This window comes from Nonomuraea sp. NPDC049750, from assembly GCF_040659625.1.
Lineage (GTDB): Bacteria > Actinomycetota > Actinomycetes > Streptosporangiales > Streptosporangiaceae > Nonomuraea.
Genome location: NZ_JBFANB010000004.1, coordinates 320114 through 337428, shown reverse-complemented (window position 1 = coordinate 337428; position 17315 = coordinate 320114). Strand labels below are relative to the sequence as shown.

The following is a 17315-nucleotide window of genomic DNA, read 5'->3' as shown; positions in this document are numbered from 1 at the left end:
CGTCGGGCCGTTCGCTTGCGCTCGCCTGGAGGGGGTGTCCGTCCGAAGGGGCTCCGGTGTTTCGTCACATGACCGCCTCGACCCCTGGGCCAGTCCGTCGTGGCCGGCGTCCCTCTGAGGGATCCCCCCTGCGGGGGAGGGGACGAAGGCGGTCCTTTGCGGCTGGTGTCCTTTTGAGGGATTCCCCCTGCGCGGACGGGAAGAGAGCGGTTGGTTGTGGCTGGTGTCCTGTTGGGGACCCCTGCGGGGGAGGGGAAGAAGGACGGTCCGTTCGTTGTGGCTGGTGTCCCTTTGGGGATACCCCCTGCGGGGGAGGCGTGGCTGGGGCCATCGCGGTCGCCGCACCCGGAGCGGCGGGCTAGAAGCGGCTGTCGCCGGTGCTCGGGGTCGTGAGGTGGAAGTTGTTCATCGGGCGCCCCGGCCCGGCGGCGATCCGGGCGTTGATCAGCTCGGCGAACCGCCGGTAGCCCGCGCCCGTCGGATGGAAGCTGCGGCTGTTGACCACGAACTCGTCCAGGTTCAGCGCCAGCCCGTTCACGTACGGGTCAGGCCGTCCCACCTCGTGCCCGGCGAACGCGTCATAGGCGTCCACGTACTCGACGCTCCCCGTCCCCCCGAACGCCACGATCTCCCGGTCGAACTCCCCGGCCACCCGCGCCACGACGTCGTTCAGCTGCCGCGTCATGCCGTTGAGCCACCGCTGGTCCTCGACGGTCAGGTTGTCGACCCCGTCCGGGGGCGCGGCGGGGAACGGCCGGGGATAGCCGAGCACGATGATGCGCGCGTTCGGCGCCCGGCTCCTGAGCTCCCGCAGCACCTTCGTCATGCTGGGCCGCAGCCCCGCGATCCGCTTGGCCACCTCCGACTGCTGGTCGACGCACGCCGAGGACCAGGGCAGCTTGACGATGCAGCCGGTGAGCACGCTGGTGAACCCGGCGTCGTTGCCGCCGATGCTGAGCGTCACCAGACTGGCGGCCGCGTCCACGCGCTCGATCTGCGGCTGCTGGCCGTACTGGCCGGAGAAGAGCTGGCGCGTGGTGGCGCCGCTGCAGGCCCAGAAGGCGCTGCCGCCGCCGAACCGGTGGGCGCCCGCGACGAGCGGGACGTAGGAGCCCGGGGAGCGGTGGCACCGGTCGGCGCCGCTGTTGATCGGCCGCGCGGCGCGGTCGTAGACGCCCTCGCCGGAGGAGTAGGAGTCGCCGAGCGCCACGTACGTGCCGCTCTGCGCGGCCTGCACCGGCGACAGGCGGGTCAGGACCGGGAGCCGGCCGGGCGGCGGCCCCCCGGCGGGACAGCCCGCGCCGATGGTGGCGCAGGCCAGTGAGGTGTACAGGCCCAGGGGAGCGCCCGCGAGAGCGAGCGCGGCGCCGAGCAGAGCGGCCGCGGCGATCTGGACGATCTTCCCTTTCGTCCCGTTCAGTGCGGCCTCCCCCAAGCGGTGACAACTCCGCCTGGAAGCCTAATCGACCGGTGATCGTCGCGACCTGACTTCACGGTGAGGACGCCCGTTCCGTACGACGCCAGGACTGTCGGTGGCGGCTACTAAAGTGCGGAGCGCACGCCACGATGCAGATGGGAGGCGCCGGTCCATGTCGTCCAGCGACTCGTTCGTGCATCTGCATGTCCATACCGAATATTCGATGCTCGACGGGGCCGCGCGCCTGGAGCAGTTGGTCGGCCGGGCCGGCGAGCTGGGGATGCCGGCGATCGCGATCACCGATCACGGCAACCTGCACGGCGCCTACGACTTCTACCGGCGAGCCACCGCCGCGGGCATCAAGCCGGTGATCGGGACCGAGGCATACCTGGCACCGGAGTCGCGCCACACCAAGCAACCGGTGCTGTGGGGCGAGCCGCACCAGAGACGCGACGACGTCTCCGCGGGTGGCCACTACACCCACCTGACGATCTGGGCGCGCGACAAGGTCGGCCTGCACAACCTGATGCGGCTGTCCTCGCGCGCCTACACCGAGGGTTTCGTCCGCAAATGGCCAAGGATGGACGCCGAGATCCTCGCCGAGCACGCCGATGGGCTGATGGCCACCACCGGCTGCCCGTCGGGCGAGGTGCAGACCAGGCTGCGGCTCGGCCAGTACGACGAGGCGCGGGCCGCCGCCGCGAGATATCAGGAGATCTTCGGCAGGGACGACTTCTTCCTGGAGATCATGGACCATGGCCTCGACATCGAGCGCCGGGTCCGCGACGGGCTGAGCGCGATCGGTCGCGACCTCGGCCTGCCGCCGCTGGTCACCAACGACTCGCACTACACCTACGCCTCCGACGCCGCCTCCCACGACGCCCTGCTGTGCGTCCAGACCGGCAGGCAGCTGTCCGACCCTGACCGGTTGCGCTTCGACGGCAGCGGCTATTACCTCAAGAGCGCCGAGGAGATGCGCGCGGTCGACTCCTCCGACCTGTGGGCCGAGGGCTGCCGCAACACGCTGCTGGTGGCCGAGAGGGTCGATCCGACCGGGTTCTTCGCGTTCAAGAACCTGATGCCGGCCTATCCGGTCCCGGAGGGGATGACCGAGCGGGAGTTCTTCCGCAAGACGGTCTGGGAGGGCATGGACCGGCGCTGGCCGGAAGGCTTTGACGAAGAGCATCGCCGTCGGGCCGCGTACGAGATGGGCGTCATCGAGCAGATGGGCTTCCCGAGCTACTTCCTCGTGGTCGCCGACTTCATCATGTGGGCCAAGGAAAACGGCATCCGGGTCGGTCCGGGCCGAGGATCGGCGGCGGGCTCGCTGGTGGCCTACGCGATGGGCATCACCGACCTCGACCCGCTGCCGCACGGCCTGATCTTCGAGCGGTTCCTCAACCCCGACCGGGTCTCCATGCCCGACGTCGACATCGACTTCGACGAGCGGAGGCGGGCCGAGGTGATCCGCTACGTGACGGAGAGGTGGGGCGCCGACAAGGTCGCCATGATCGTCACGTTCGGCACCATCAAGGCCAAGGCCGCCATCAAGGACGCGGGTCGCGTGCTCGGCTTCCCCTACGCGCTCGGCGACCGGGTGTCCAAGGCGTTCCCGCCCGCGGTGATGGGCAAGGACATCCCGCTGGCGGGCATCTTCGACGAGGCCCACCCCCGCTTCGCCGAGGCGGGCGAGTTGCGCCGGCTCTACGCCGAAGAGGTCGACGTCAAGGCGGCGATGGACCTCGGCAGGGGCCTGGAGGGCCTGATCAGGCAGACCGGCGTGCACGCCGCGGGCGTCATCATGTCGGCCGAGGTGATCACCGACCACCTCCCGGTCATGCGCCGCGAGTCCGACGGCGCGATCATCACGCAGTTCGACTACCCGGCCTGCGAGGCGCTCGGCCTGCTGAAGATGGACTTCCTGGGCCTGCGCAACCTCACGATCATGGACGACTGCCTCAAGATGATCGAGGCGACATCCGGTGAGCGGATCGATCCGCTGAGGCTGCCGCTCGACGACCGCAAGACCTACGACCTGCTCGGCAGGGGCGACACGCTGGGCGTGTTCCAGCTCGACGGCGGCGGCATGCGCTCGCTGTTGCGGCTGATGAAGCCCGACGGCTTCGACGACTGCTCGGCTCTCATCGCGCTCTACCGCCCTGGCCCGATGGGCGCCGACTCGCACACCAACTACGCGCTGCGCAAGACCGGCCAGCAGGAGATCGCGCCGATCCACGCCGAGTTCGAGGAGTCGCTGGCCGACATCCTCGACACGACCTACGGCCTGATCATCTATCAGGAGCAGGTCATGGCCATCGCGCAGCGGGTCGCCGGGTTCTCGCTCGGCAAGGCCGACCTGCTGCGGCGGGCGATGAGCAAGAAGAAGAAGTCCGAGCTGGCCGAGCAGTTCGCCTCCTTCGAGAGCGGCATGCGGGCCAACGGCTACTCCGCCGCGGCGATCACGACGCTGTGGGACATCCTGCTGCCTTTCTCCGACTACGCCTTCAACAAGGCCCACTCCGCCGCCTACGGCCTCATCGCCTACTGGACCGCCTACCTCAAGGCCAACCACCCGGCCGCCTACATGGCCGCGCTGCTGTCGAGCGTCAAGGACGACAAGGACAAGTCAGCCCTCTACCTCCACGAGTGCCGCCGCATGGGCATCAAGGTGCTCCCGCCCGACGTCAACGACTCCGACTTCGACTTCACCCCGCGCGGCGCCGACATCCGCTTCGGCCTGTCGGCGATCCGCAACGTGGGCGGCAACGTCGTCGACGGCATCATTGCCGCACGCAGCCAGAAAGGCCGCTTCACCGACTTCACGGACTTCCTGCGCAAGGTCCCGGCACCCGTCCGCAACAAGCGCGTGATCGAGTCGCTGATCAAGGCCGGGGCCTTCGACTCGCTCGGTCATGAGCGCAAGGGCCTGCTCCTGGTGCACGAGCAGGCCGTCGAGGCGATCGTCGACATCAAGAAGCACGAGGCCATCGGCCAGGACTCCCTGTTCGGCGCCGTCGAGGACCAGGCGTTCGAGGTGCGGATCCCGGTGGGGGAGTGGGACAAGCGCACGCTGCTGCAGTTCGAGCGGGAAATGCTCGGCCTGTACGTCTCCGACCACCCGCTGTTCGGTCTGGAGCACATCCTCGCCTCGGGGGCCGACTGCTCCATCGCCGCGCTCCAGGACGACAGCCGCGCCGACGGGCAGATCGTCACGGTCGGCGGCATCCTGAGCGGCCTGCAGCGCAAGCGCACCAAGAAGGGCGACACCTGGGTGCTCACCCAGCTGGAAGACCTCGAAGGCGCGATCGAGGTGCTGATCTTCCCGTCGGCCTACCAGCTGAGCTCGACGATCCTGGCCGAGGACGCGCTCGTCTTCGTCAAGGGGCGCCTGGACAAGCGGGAGGACGTGGCCAAGATCATCGCGATGGAGGTCACGGTGCCCGACTTATCGCGGGAGCCGCGCGGGCCGCTGCTGGTGAGCCTGCCGCTGACCCGCTGCACGCCGCCGGTGGTGGGGCGGCTGAAGGAGATCCTGGCCGCGCATCCCGGCGCGTCGGAGGTGCATCTGCGGGTGTACGACGGGTCCAGGGCGACGGTCATGCGGGTCGGCGACGGGCTCCGGGTGGCGCCGTCTGCGGCGCTGATGGGCGACCTTAAGCAACTCCTCGGTCCTGCCTGTCTGGGAGCGTGGGCGGGAACCGGACGGTGACCGCCTGAGGGGCTGAGCGGCAACCGGACCGTGACCGCCTTTAGGGGCGAACGGATCGTGATCGCCGTGGGCGTGAGCGTCAATCGGACCGTGACCGCCTGAGGGCGGGAGCGGCGACCGGATCGTGACCGCCTGGAAGTGTGAGCGACAATCGGATCGTGACCGCACCGCACTACCTGACCGCGACCGAGATGGCTCACCTGGTCAGGACCCGCCAGGTGAGCGCCGTCGAGCTGCTCCAGGCTCACCTCGACCGCATTGAGCAGGTCAACCCCCAGGTCAACGCCATCGTGACGCTGGTCGCCGAGCAGGCGCTCGACGCGGCCAAGGCCGCCGACGCCGGTGCGGCGACGGGGCCGTTGCACGGGGTGCCGGTGGCGCACAAGGACCTCGTCGACACCAAGGGCATCCGCACCACCTACGGATCGCCGATCTACGCCGATCATGTCCCCGACAAGGACGACGTGATCGTGGAGCGGCTCAGGTCGGCCGGGGCGATCCTCGTGGGCAAGACCAACACGCCGGAGTTCGGCACCGGCTCCCACACGGTCAACGAGGTGTTCGGGGCCACCCGCAACCCCTACGACCTGTCCAGGTCCGCCGGGGGCAGTAGCGGCGGGGCGGCGGCGGCGCTGGCGTCCGGGATGGTGCCGCTCGCCGACGGTTCCGACATGGGCGGGTCGCTGCGCAACCCGGCCTCGTTCTGCAACGTGGTGGGGCTACGGCCGACGCCGGGCCGGGTGCCCGCCCTGTCGGACCAGGCCGCCTGGTACACGCTCTCCGTTCAGGGGCCGATGGCCAGGACGGTCGACGACCTGACCCTGATGATGTCGGTTATTTCGGGATTCGATGCTCGTTCTCCGTACTCGATCACCGAGGACTTCATTTCCGACGAGCGCGACGTCGCCGGGCTGCGGGTGGCCTGGAGCCCCGATCTGGGCGGGCTGCCGGTGGACCCCGAGACGGCGGCGGTCACCGCGACGGCGCCCGGCGTGTTCGAGCGGCTCGGCGCGCGCGTCGAGCAGGTCGAGCTGGACCTGTCGGACGCCGATGACGCCTTCCGTATCTACCGGGCGTGGTACTACACGCTCGCCTTCGGTGAGCTCGACGGGCTGGGCGCCAACACCGCCTGGAACGTCGAGCAGGGCCGCAAGCTCACCGGCGCCGACCTGGCCAGGGCCGAACGCCTGCGCAGCGGCCTCTACCACCGCATGGCGGCCTTCTTCGACACCTACGACGTGCTGATCGCCCCGGTCAGCCAGGTGCCGCCGTTCCCCGTCGAGCACCCCTACGTGAGCGAGATCAACGGGGTCCGGCTGCCCGACTACCTGGCGTGGATGCGCTCGGCGTACTGGATCAGCGTCCTGCACGCGCCCGCCGCGTCGGTCCCCGCCGGGTTCACGCCGTCGGGGCTGCCGGTCGGCGTGCAGATCATCGGCCGGCCGTTCGCCGACGCCATGGTGCTGCGCGTGGCCCGCGCCTTCGAGCGGGCCACCGAGCACGGCCTGCGCCGCCCACCCCTCTGACCAGCCCTTCCGACGGCCAGCCCTTCCGACGGCCAGCCCTGCCGACGGCCAGTTCTGACGACGGCCAGCCCGTCCAAGGACCTGTCCGTCCGATGACCCGACGCCTCTGACCAGCGGCCCCTTGAGGGGCGCCGTCAGCCGATCCCGTACGGCTTGCGCAGCGGCGACTCGCGATACCCGTGCATGCCCTCCAGCAGCCCGAAGAAGCCCACCGCGACCAGCGGCCAGGACACGATCACGCCCGTGGCGGTCAGCGCCAGCGACCCGGGGACGACCTTCACCCCGGGCTCGGCCGCGGCCTCCACGGCCACCACGCCGAACGTGAACGTCGAACCCACCCAGAGCGTGAGGAAGGCCGCCAGCACCCCGCCGAGGCCGAGCCCCAGCAGCACGGCGAGCTGGTGCCGCCGGCCGAGGAACCACGCGAGCGCCCCGCAGGCCAGCCCAAGCCCGCCGGTGATCACCGCGTACCATCCGTCGGCGGCGATCAGCGCCTGCGTGGTCGGGTCCGCCAGCACCGGTCCCTGCGCCGTGACCTGGTACGGCGCGCGGGGGGACAGGTGGGACCACAGCAGGCCGGCCAGCACTGCCAGAGTGGCGAGGATGAGGACAGTAACCGCAAATGCGCGAACATGCCTCGCCACGCCGCTCCCCCTCACATTTACGTCTTAATCAGGTCGATCGTATCTCCCGGCTAGGCTCGCTTCGTGATTGAAGACAAGGTCTGGCTGATCGAACCCTCCGGTCCCCTCAGAGGTGACGTCGAAGTACGCGGCTCCAAGAACGCGGTGTCCAAGCACATGGTCGCCGCCATGCTGGGCACCGGGGAGAGCACCATCCACAACGTCCCCGAGGTCGGCGAGGTCGGCATCACGGCGGCGATGCTCGACGCGCTGGGCATCAACGTGGAGATCACCCGGACGGAGATCCGCATCGGTCAGGGGCCGGAGATCAGGCCGCGGGTGCCCGACGCGTTCACCGGGCTCAACCGCATCCCGATCCTCATGCTGGGCCCGTTGCTGCACCTGGCGGGGGAGGCGTTCGTGCCGCTGGTCGGCGGCGACCCCATCGGCCGGCGGCCGGTGAACTTCCACGTCGAGGCGCTGCGCGCGATGGGCGCCGAGGTCGAGGTGGGCGATACCGGGATCTTCGCCAAGGCCAAGCGGCTGAACGGAACCCGGCTGGAACTTCCGTATCCGAGTGTCGGGGCGACCGAGACGATCCTCATGTCCGCGGTGCTGGCCGAGGGCAAGACCGTGGTGAAGAACGCGGCGATGGAGCCCGAGGTCGTGGAGCTGGCGCTGTTCCTGCAGCGGATGGGCGCCAGGATCGAGCTCTCGCCCGACCGCAGGATCGTCATCGAGGGCGTGGAGCGGCTGCACGGCGCCTCCATCTGGCTCGCGGGCGACCGCATCGAGGCGTTCTCCTACCTCGCGGCGGGCCTGATCACCGGCGGCGAGGTGCGGGTGCACGGCTGCCCACAGGACCGGCTGGTCACCGCGATCACCACGCTGGCCAGGATGGGCGCCCAGTTCGACATCAACGACGAATACCTGTGCGCCACCGCGCCGCCCGAGGGGTTGCGCGCGGCGGCCGTGCAGACCGACACGCATCCCGGGTTCATGACCGACTGGCAGACGCCGCTCATGGTGCTGTTCACGCAGAGCCAGGGCATGTCGGTGCTGCACGAGACCGTCTTCGAGAACCGCCTGGTCTACGTTCCGGCACTGCAGAAGATGGGCTGCGAGATCGAGGTGTTCGATCAGTGCCTGGGCGGCCCGGCCTGCCGCTACCACGACACGAACGCCAGGCACTCGGCCGTCGTACGGGGCGTGTCACAGCTCAAGGGCGCGGACGTGACGCTGCCCGACATCCGGGCCGGATTCTCGGCCGTGCTGGCCGCCGCGGTGGCGGACGGGACCTCGACGCTACGCGGCGTCAACCACATCGAGCGCGGATATCACCAGCCGTTCGAGCAGTTCGCGTCACTTGGTCTGAATATCCGCAGACAACAGTAAAGACGCGCGAGGCCGGTGTTTACCGAGGGCTTCCCGGCCGCAGATCAACTGAGTGACTGTGCTCAGATCCGTCGGCGTGCTCGCCGTGGCCGGGGCGATCGGCGGGGTCCTGGCGGCGGCGCTGGCCGCCCCGGTCGTGACCGGGGCGGGCCTGTCCGCCAAGAACGTCGCCACGACGTTCGTCGACCTGCCGCCCGCGCCTCGTGAGGAGCCGCTGTCCCAGGTGACCCGCCTCCTCGACCGGAACGGCAAGCAGTTCGCCCAGTTCTACGAGGCCAACCGGACGACGGTCCGACTCGACCAGGTGGCGCCGGTGATGCGCAAGGCGATCGTGGCCATCGAGGACGCCCGGTTCTACGAGCACGGCGGTCTGGACGTCAAGGGCACGATCCGGGCACTGCTCACCAACACGCAGGCGGGCGGGATCAAGCAGGGCGGCTCGTCCCTCACCCAGCAACTGGTGAAGAACATCCTGGTGGAAGGCGCCCGAAGTGACGCCGAGCGCGACCGGGCCCGCGCGCCCAACCTGGCCAGGAAGATCACCGAGCTGCGGTACGCGCTGGCGATGGAGGAGAAGTACCGCAAGGACGAGATTCTTGAGAAATATCTGAACATCGCGTACTTCGGCGCGGGCGCTCATGGCGTCGAGGCGGCGGCCAGGCGGTTCTTCTCGACCACGGCCGCCCGGCTCACCCTGACCCAGGCGGCCACGCTGGCGGGGGCGGTGCGCATGCCGTACTCGACCGATCCCTCGCTGGGTGACCGGCACCTGGTCCGGCTGCGGCAGCGGCGCGACATCGTGCTGGACCGGATGGTCGGGGTGGGCGGGATCTCGGCGCAGGAGGCGGCCGCGGCCAAGCGGACCGGCCTCGACCTCAAGCTCCATCCGGAGCCCGGCGGGTGCGCCCAGAGCAACTACCCGTTCTATTGCTATTACGTTCAGCGGGAGCTCCTATCCAACCCCGCCTTCGGCAACACTCCGGCCAAACGGCAGGCGAGGATGAGCACGGGCGGTCTGGTGATCCGTACGAGCCTCGACCCGGTGGCCCAGCGGGCCGCCGAGCACGCCATCCGGCAGCGGGTGCACCCCGACGACACCCAGGTGGCCGCCGAGGCCATGGTCGAGCCGGGCACCGGGCGGATCATGGCGATGGCGGCGAGCAAGCGCTTCGGCCGCAACCCGGGCAACAAGAAGAACGGCGCCAGGACCACCTTCAACCTGCCGGCCGACATGACGCACGGCGGCGGGATGGGGTTCCAGGCCGGCTCCACGTTCAAGGTGTTCACCCTGGCCACGGCGCTGAAGCAGGGCTGGCGGTTCGGGGACGGTTTCCAGACCCCCGGCGAGCTGACGCCCGATCAGGGCTATCGCGACTGCCGGGGCCGGCGCGTCAACGACCCGAAGACGACCATCTACAACGCCTCCGGCGAGGGCGCCGGCGGCCCGCACAGCCTGGAGACCGGCACCTGGAAGTCGGTCAACATCTTCTACATGATGCTGGAGCGCAAGGTCGGCCTCTGCAACGTGGTCACGACCGCCAAATCGCTGGGCATCTCCCGCGCCGACGGGACGCCGCTGCGCGAGGTGCCCACGTTCACGCTCGGGGCCAACGAGATGGACCCGGTGACGGTGGCGGCGGCGTTCGCGACGTTCGCGGCCAGGGGGAGGTACTGCCGGCCGCTGGCGATCGTGGAGATCACCGGCCGGGCCGGCGAACGCACCCAGGTGCCGCCCGCCTGCGAGGAGGCCCTCGACCGGCCGGTGGCCGATGCGGTCAACTGGGTACTGGGCGGCGTCTTCACCGAGGGCACCATGCGCGGCCAGAGCATCGGCCGTCCCGCGGCGGGCAAGACGGGCACGAACAACGGCTACACCTCGGCGTGGTTCGCCGGCTACACCCCGGACCTGGCGGCCGCGGTCAGCGTCGGGGACATCAGGGGCGCCTACCGCTATCCCCTGCAGAACGTCCAGATCGGCGATGAGTACTACGGCTCCGTGCAGGGTGCCTCGCTACCGGGCCCGATCTGGGTCGACTCGATGCAGGAGGCGCTGAGCGACACCGCCCCGTCGGGCTTTCCCCGCCCCGACATGTCCCGCTTCGGCGGCGGCTTCACCCCGGGCCTGAAGGAGGCGCTGGAGGCGGAGGCGAAGGCCCGTCACGAGCACGAGCGGTTCGCCCGCGACAGGCGCCGGAAGTTCGACCACCGCGGACGCTTCACGTTCATGGATCGATGGAACCGCCGGGACTTCCGGGAGCCACGGCATCGCCGTGACGTCCTGGAACGGCGTCCCGGTGCCGCCCTGGACCCTCGGCGTCCCGAGGACGCCCGAGACCCTCGGCGTCCCGAGGACGCCCGAGACCCTCGGCGTCCCGAGGACGTCATGGAACCTCGGCGTCCCGATGATGTCCTGGAACCGCGGCGTCCCCGCGATTTCCTGGAGCCGCGTCATCGCCGTGACAGGATCAACCGGCACTTCCGATAGCGGCGGTCACGGCCCCCGTCAGCGAGATCAGGTTGGCGGGGGCGGTCTCGATCTGCAGCCCCCGCTTTCCGGCGGAGAAGTAGATCGTCCCGAACTCCAGCGCCGACGCGTCGACCACGGTCGGCAGCCGCTTGCGCTGGCCCAGTGGACTGATGCCGCCGACCACGTAGCCTGTGACGCGCTCGACCTTCGCCGCGTCGGCCATGGCCGCCTTCTTGCCGCCGAGCGCCGCCGCCAGCGCCTTGAGGTCGAGCTTGCCCGAGACCGGCACGACCGCCACCGCGAGCGCGCCCTCCACCTCGGCCACCAGCGTCTTGAAGATCCGCTCGTGCGGCACGCCGAGCGCGTCGGCGGCCTCCTCGCCATAGGCCTGCGCGTTGGCGTCGTGCTCGTAGGGATGAAGGGTGAACTCGGCCTTGGCCTTCGTCAGCGCCACCGTGGCCGGAGTGCCCCCTTGGGCTTTCGATCTGCTCACAGGATGCCAGTGTAGCGAATCTACATTGTAAAGGCGCGGCCCGGGGTGTACCCAAGAGCTTCCCGGAAGGCGACGATGAAAGCGCTGGCGGTGGCCCAGCCGCACCGGTGCGCGACCGTGGTGACCGCGATCCCGTCGGCCAGCAGGAGCAACGCGTGGTGCAGGCGCAGCTGCGTACGCCATTGCGGGAACGTCATCCCCAGCTCGCTCCGGCAGAGCCGGGCCAGCGTGCGGTCGCTGGTGCCGGCCAGCCGCCCGAACTGCGCGAGCGTGCGGTGGTCGGCCGGGTCGTCGTGCAGGAGCGCGCAGACGGCGGCCAGCCGGGGATCGCGGGCCGTGGGCAGGTGGAACGGCTGCTCGGGGGAGCGGCGGAGCTGGTCCAGCAGGACGGCCCGCAGCCGCTGCCGCTCGGCGCCGCCGTCGTCGGGGTCCGGTCCCACAGCGGCGGCGGTGTAGGCGATGATCAGCTCGCGCAGCAGCGGGCCGACGGCGAGGACGGCGGGCCGGTCGAGGCGCAGCGGGTTGTCGGCGATGGGCAGGCCGACGAGCCGCAGGTCGGTGTCGCCGTGCGCGCGGTGCTCGTGGACGGTGCCGGCCGGCACCCAGATGGCCCGGTTGGCCGGGGCCACCCAGGTGCCCGCGCTCGTCGTCACCGACAGGACGCCCCGGCAGGCGTAGGTGATCTGGTGGGTGTCGTGGCGGTGCGCGTCGATCCCCGTGCCGGGCGCGAGTGGCCGGATCCCGGTGGGTGCCTCCGAAAGATGGCGGATTTCCATCACGGATTGGCATTTTATCGGAAGCGGGCCAGGTCATCCCGGGGCGACGATCGGAGGGTGAAGGCGAACAAGATCGTGATGCTGGCCGTCGGCCATGCCGGTGTGGACGTGTACCAGGGGGCGGTGCCGGCGTTGGTGCCCTTCCTGGTGGCGCAGCGCGGTTACGGGTACGTCGCCGCGTCGGGCATCGTGCTCGCCGCGACGCTGCTGTCCTCGATCGTCCAGCCGGTCTTCGGCGCGCTCACCGACCGCCGGCGGATGCCGTGGCTGATCCCGGTCAGCATGCTCACGGCCGGGCTCGGGGTCGCGCTCAGCGGTGTCACCGACGTGTACGTCCTCACCTGGCTGGCGGTGGCGCTGTCGGGTCTCGGCGTGGCGGCCTACCACCCGGAGTCGGCTCGCCTGGCCAGGATCGCCAGCGAGGGCAGTCACGTGCGGATGAGCTGGTTCTCGCTGGGCGGCACGCTCGGCTTCGCCACCGCGCCGATCGTCGTCACACCGCTGCTGTCGCTGTGGGGGCTCGGCGCCTCGCCGTTGCTGGTCATCCCCGCCGTGGTGGGCGCGCTGCTCACGCTCACGGTGATCCGCTCGCTCTCCCGACACGGTGAGGCGGCTCGGGCGAGCGCCCGTTCCGTCGGGCGTGACGACTGGCCGTCGTTCGTCCGGCTCACCCTGGTGATCGTCTTCCGGTCGATCGCGTACGTGGGGTTGAGCGCGTTCGTCGCCCTGTACATGGGTGGGGGCGCGGCGGGGGCGGTGGCGTTGTTCGTGCTGTTCGCCGGGGGCGCGGTGGGGACGCTGCTCGGTGGCCGGCTGGCGGGGCGCTGGGGCCGGGTGCGCACCATGTGCCTGGCGTACGCGGCCGCCGTCCCGGCCATCGCCGGTGTGGTGCTGGCGCCGGGTCCTTCCGCGTACATCTTCATCGCGGCCTCGTCGATCACCCTGTACGCGCCTTTCTCCCTGCATGTGACGCTGGGCCAGGACTTCCTGCCCAACCGTCTGGGCACGGCCAGCGGCGTCACGCTCGGTCTGGCGGTGAGCGCCGGTGGCCTGACCAGCCCGCTCGTCGGGGCGGTGGCGGAGGCCACCTCGCTGCGGGTCGCGCTCGCCGGCCTGATCGTCTTCCCGGCGCTGGCCTGGCTGCTGGCCCGTACGCTCAAGGACCCCGCTCCCGCCGTACGGGAGCCGCTGCCCGCTGCCGGCGCGTAGCGATCGAGGGCTCAGCCGGCGGCCCAGTCGCCGGTGTCCAGGCGTATCTCGGCCGGTTCGCGGTCGGGGCGCAGGCCGCGCCAGGAGGGGTGGCGCAGGCGGCCGTCACCGGTCAGCTCGGCGTAGCGGACCTCGCCCACCAGGCGCGGCTCGACCCAGTGCGCGTCGCGGGCGGCCTCGCGGGGCACCGGTGTGGCGAACGGTGAGTCGGGCCGCTCCAGCGGGGTGAGGCGCTCGTACAGGTCGTCCAGCATCGCCTGGGTGAAGCCGGTGCCCACGTGGCCGACGAAACGCAGCCGCCCGTCCCGGTCGTGCGCGCCGAGCAGCAGGGAGCCGATCGTGCCCGCGCGCCGGCCCGCGCCGGCCTTCCAGCCGCCGATGATCACCTCGACGGCCGTGAGGTTCTTGACCTTCGTCCACTCGGCGCTGCGCCGGCCCGGCCGGTACGGCGACGACAGGCGCTTGCACACCACGCCTTCCAGGCCGAGCCGGCGAGAGGACTCGAGCGCGCCGTCCGCGTGGTCGTGGAACCACACCGGCACCTGCCAGCGGAAGCCGGGCGTCAGGACGTGCTCCAGGAGCTCACGGCGTTCGGTGTAGGGCCGGCCGATGGTGCTGTCGGAGCCGAGGTGCAGCAGGTCGAACGCCATGAGCGTCACCGGTACGGCCCTGGCCAGCTCGGCGACCTTGGCCGGGTGGCGCTGGTGCATGCGGGGTTGCAGCGCGCCGAAGCTGGGCCGTCCGGCGTCGTCGAAGGCCACGATCTCCCCGTCGACGACCGCCGGCCGCCCGCCGGTGGCGCCGGCCATCAGCTGCAGCTCGGGGTAGGCCGCGGTGACGTCCTTGCCGCTGCGCGACAGCAGCCGGACGCCGCCGTCCTCCAGGTAGACGAGGGCGCGTACGCCGTCCCATTTCATCTCGACGGCCCACTTGTCCCCGCGTACCGACGGCAGGGAGCCGAGCTGAGCCAGCATCGGCGCATAGACGGGCAGCCGCGCCATGACCCCTGGCATACCCCTGCGGCAAGATCGGCACCTGAGGGCGGGGGTCTGCAGATGGTCAAGCCGGGAGACGGCTCTGCGAGCCTTATGCCGCTGGCGTACTAGATTCGTAATATCAGGACAAATGCACCTAAAGCCGAGCATGGTGTGGCGCTCGGGAACTCCCATAGCGGGGCATTCGGGACGACCCGCCCCCGTCCCGGATGCTGGACAGAACCGGATTCAGGGAGGGGACTCCGTAAACTGGGTGGGTGATTTCCCGTATTGACATGCGCGGTTCCCTCCCGGCGAACCTGCGCGACGTGCTGCCCCGCGCCGAGCTCGACGTCGAGGCCGCCCTGGAGAAGGTGCGGCCCATCTGCGACGAGGTCCGCCATCGCGGGGCGGCAGCCGTACGGGAGCTGACCGCCAAGTTCGACGGTGTCGAGATCCAGCAGGCCCGAGTTCCCCAGGAGGCGATCCAGGCGGCGCTGCGGGAGCTGCGGCCGGAGGTCGTGGCCGCGCTGGAGGAGGCGATCCGGCGCACCAGGCTTGTCCACCGCGACCAGCGCCGCGCCGACGTCACGACGCGCGTCGTGCCCGGCGGCACCGTGACCGAGCGGTGGGTGCCGGTCGACCGCGTGGGCCTCTACGTCCCCGGCGGGCGCGCCGTCTATCCGTCGAGCGTGGTCATGAACGTGGTCCCGGCCCAGGAGGCGGGCGTGGAGTCGCTCGCCGTGACGAGCCCGGCTCAGCGCGAGCACGGCGGGCTGCCGCACCCCACGATCCTGGCGGCCTGCGCGCTGCTGGGCGTGGACGAGGTCTACTCCGTGGGCGGCGCCCAGGCGGTGGCTATGTTCGCCTATGGCACGGAGGAGTGCCCGGCCGCGAGCATGGTGACCGGGCCCGGCAACATCTGGGTGGCCGCCGCCAAGCGCCTGCTCAAGGGCCGCATCGGCATCGACTCCGAGGCGGGGCCGACGGAGATCGCGATCCTGGCCGACGAGACGGCCGACCCGGTGCACGTGGCCTCCGACCTGATCAGCCAGGCCGAGCACGACGTGATCGCGGCGGCCGTGCTGGTCACCGACAGCGTCCGGCTGGCCGAGGCCGTGGAGAAGGAGCTGCCGGGCCAGGTCGGCGTCACCAAGCACGCCCAGCGCATCACCGAGGCGCTCGGTGGCCGGCAGTCCGGCATCGTGCTGGTCGACAGCATCGATGACGGCCTCAAGGTCGTCGACGCCTACGCCGCCGAGCACCTGGAGGTCCAGACCGCCGACGCGGCGGCCGTCGCGGCGCGGGTCCGCAACGCGGGCGCGATCTTCGTGGGCCCCTACGCCCCGGTGTCGCTCGGCGACTACCTGGCCGGCTCCAACCACGTGCTGCCCACGGGCGGCTGCGCCTGCCACTCCAGCGGCCTGTCGGTGCAGTCGTTCCTGCGCGGCATCCACGTCGTCGACTACACGCGCGAGGCGCTGGCCGAGGCGGCCGGGCACGTGACGGTGCTCGCCGACGCCGAGGACCTCCCGGCGCACGGCGCCGCCATCCGCGCCCGCTTCGACTGGCAGGTCCCATCGCGAAACGAGGCTCAGTGAATCCCCGCGTGAATCTTGACGTGACGCTCGACGACCTGCCGATCCGCGACGACCTGCGGGGCCGCACGCCCTACGGCGCTCCGCAGATCGACGTGCCCGTCCGGCTCAACACCAACGAAAACCCCTACCCGCCCTCCCCGGCCCTGGTCGCCGACCTGGCGGAGGAGGTGCGCGCCAGCGCGGCCGAGCTCAACCGCTATCCCGACAGGGACGCCGAGGCGCTCCGCACCGACCTGGCCGCCTATCTGGGTCACGGGCTGACCAAGGATCAGGTGTGGGCGGCCAACGGCTCCAATGAGATCCTTCAGCAGATTCTCCAGGCGTTCGGCTCCTACGGGCGCACCGCGCTGGGCTTCGAGCCGTCCTACTCGATGCACCCGATCATCACCACCGGCACCAGCACGGAGTGGATCTCGGGGGCCCGTGAGGCCGACTTCTCGCTCGATGCGGACAAGGCGGTCGCCGCGGTCGAGGAGCACCGGCCCGACATCGTGTTCCTGACCTCGCCCAACAACCCGACCGGCACCGCACTGCCGATGGAGACGATCAGCCGGGTGCTCGACGCGGCCAAGGGCATGGTCGTGGTCGACGAGGCCTACGCGGAGTTCGCCCGGGAAGGCACGCCCTCGGCGCTCACCCTGCTGCCCGCGTACCCGAGGCTGATCGTGACGCGGACCATGTCCAAGGCGTTCGCCATGGCGGGCACCCGTCTGGGCTATCTGGCCGCCCACCCGGCCGTGATCGACGCGCTGCTGCTGGTACGGCTGCCCTACCACCTGTCGACGCTCACCCAGACGGCGGCCCGCGTGGCGCTGCGGCACCGCGCCGAGCTGCTCGCCACGGTCGACGCGCTCAGGCAGGAGCGCGACGACATCGTGGCCTGGCTGCGCGGTAAGGGGTTGACCGTCGCCGACTCAGACGCCAACTTCGTGCTGTTCGGGCGTTTCGCCGATCGGCGGAAGGTGTGGGAGGCCCTGCTGGCGGGCGGTGTGCTCATCCGCGAGGTGGGCCCGCCAGAATGGCTGCGGGTGTCGATCGGCACCGATGAGGAGATGGCGGCGTTCCGCGCCGCCCTGGAGGGAGTCCTGCTGTGAGCGAGCCAACCAACGGAAACGGCGCTTCTGC

Annotated in this window: 12 protein-coding genes; 7 read left to right on the top strand and 5 right to left on the bottom strand. The window is 70.7% G+C overall.

The window, feature by feature from the left end; all coding sequences use genetic code 11:
* Positions 1-358: 358 nt before the first annotated feature.
* Complete coding sequence (locus AB0J16_RS13415) at positions 359-1435, bottom strand: SGNH/GDSL hydrolase family protein (RefSeq protein WP_358538173.1); 1077 nt, start codon at positions 1433-1435, stop codon at positions 359-361.
* A 154-nt stretch (positions 1436-1589) separates the two neighbouring features.
* Here AB0J16_RS13415 and dnaE point away from each other — a divergent pair, with 154 nt between their 5' ends.
* Entirely contained in the window at positions 1590-5126 is a 3537-nt protein-coding gene (gene dnaE / locus AB0J16_RS13410) for a DNA polymerase III subunit alpha (protein ID WP_358538171.1), read from the top strand.
* Positions 5127-5284: 158 nt separating this feature from the next.
* A complete protein-coding gene (locus AB0J16_RS13405) occupies positions 5285-6652 on the top strand; it encodes an amidase (RefSeq protein WP_358538169.1) in 1368 nt (455 codons plus the stop codon).
* A 134-nt stretch (positions 6653-6786) separates the two neighbouring features.
* On the opposite strand, the gene AB0J16_RS13400 is transcribed toward AB0J16_RS13405, so the two are convergent.
* The gene (locus AB0J16_RS13400) at positions 6787-7296 is read right to left on the bottom strand and encodes a hypothetical protein (RefSeq protein WP_358538166.1); all 510 of its coding nucleotides are present in this window, start codon (positions 7294-7296) and stop codon (positions 6787-6789) included.
* Positions 7297-7359: 63 nt separating this feature from the next.
* Here AB0J16_RS13400 and murA point away from each other — a divergent pair, with 63 nt between their 5' ends.
* Both murA and AB0J16_RS13390 read left to right on the top strand, forming a co-directional pair.
* Positions 7360-8670, top strand: coding sequence for a UDP-N-acetylglucosamine 1-carboxyvinyltransferase (murA, locus tag AB0J16_RS13395; RefSeq protein WP_357945456.1), 1311 nt, complete (start codon positions 7360-7362; stop codon positions 8668-8670).
* A gap of 58 nt (positions 8671-8728) precedes the next feature.
* The gene (locus AB0J16_RS13390) at positions 8729-11155 is read left to right on the top strand and encodes a transglycosylase domain-containing protein (RefSeq protein WP_358538164.1); all 2427 of its coding nucleotides are present in this window, start codon (positions 8729-8731) and stop codon (positions 11153-11155) included.
* Here AB0J16_RS13390 and ybaK read toward each other — a convergent pair.
* Both ybaK and AB0J16_RS13380 read right to left on the bottom strand, forming a co-directional pair.
* On the bottom strand, positions 11136-11630 hold the full coding sequence (gene ybaK / locus AB0J16_RS13385; protein WP_358538161.1) for a Cys-tRNA(Pro) deacylase: 495 nt from the start codon (positions 11628-11630) through the stop codon (positions 11136-11138). The genes AB0J16_RS13390 and ybaK overlap by 20 nt on opposite strands.
* Positions 11631-11650: 20 nt before the next feature.
* Positions 11651-12406, bottom strand: a complete 756-nt coding sequence (locus AB0J16_RS13380) for a helix-turn-helix transcriptional regulator (RefSeq protein ID WP_358538846.1) — start codon at positions 12404-12406, stop codon at positions 11651-11653.
* A gap of 57 nt (positions 12407-12463) precedes the next feature.
* On the opposite strand from AB0J16_RS13380, the gene AB0J16_RS13375 reads away from it, so the two are divergent.
* Complete coding sequence (locus AB0J16_RS13375) at positions 12464-13615, top strand: MFS transporter (protein ID WP_358538159.1); 1152 nt, start codon at positions 12464-12466, stop codon at positions 13613-13615.
* A gap of 11 nt (positions 13616-13626) precedes the next feature.
* Here the strand turns inward: AB0J16_RS13375 and ligD are convergent, their stop codons facing one another.
* A complete protein-coding gene (gene ligD, locus AB0J16_RS13370) occupies positions 13627-14616 on the bottom strand; it encodes a non-homologous end-joining DNA ligase (RefSeq protein ID WP_358538157.1) in 990 nt (329 codons plus the stop codon).
* A gap of 251 nt (positions 14617-14867) precedes the next feature.
* Between ligD and hisD the strand changes: the two genes are divergently transcribed.
* Positions 14868-16190, top strand: a complete 1323-nt coding sequence (gene hisD / locus AB0J16_RS13365; protein WP_358538155.1) for a histidinol dehydrogenase — start codon at positions 14868-14870, stop codon at positions 16188-16190.
* Positions 16191-16198: 8 nt separating this feature from the next.
* On the top strand, positions 16199-17284 hold the full coding sequence (locus AB0J16_RS13360) for a histidinol-phosphate transaminase (protein WP_358538152.1): 1086 nt from the start codon (positions 16199-16201) through the stop codon (positions 17282-17284).
* The last annotated feature ends 31 nt before the right edge of the window (positions 17285-17315 follow it).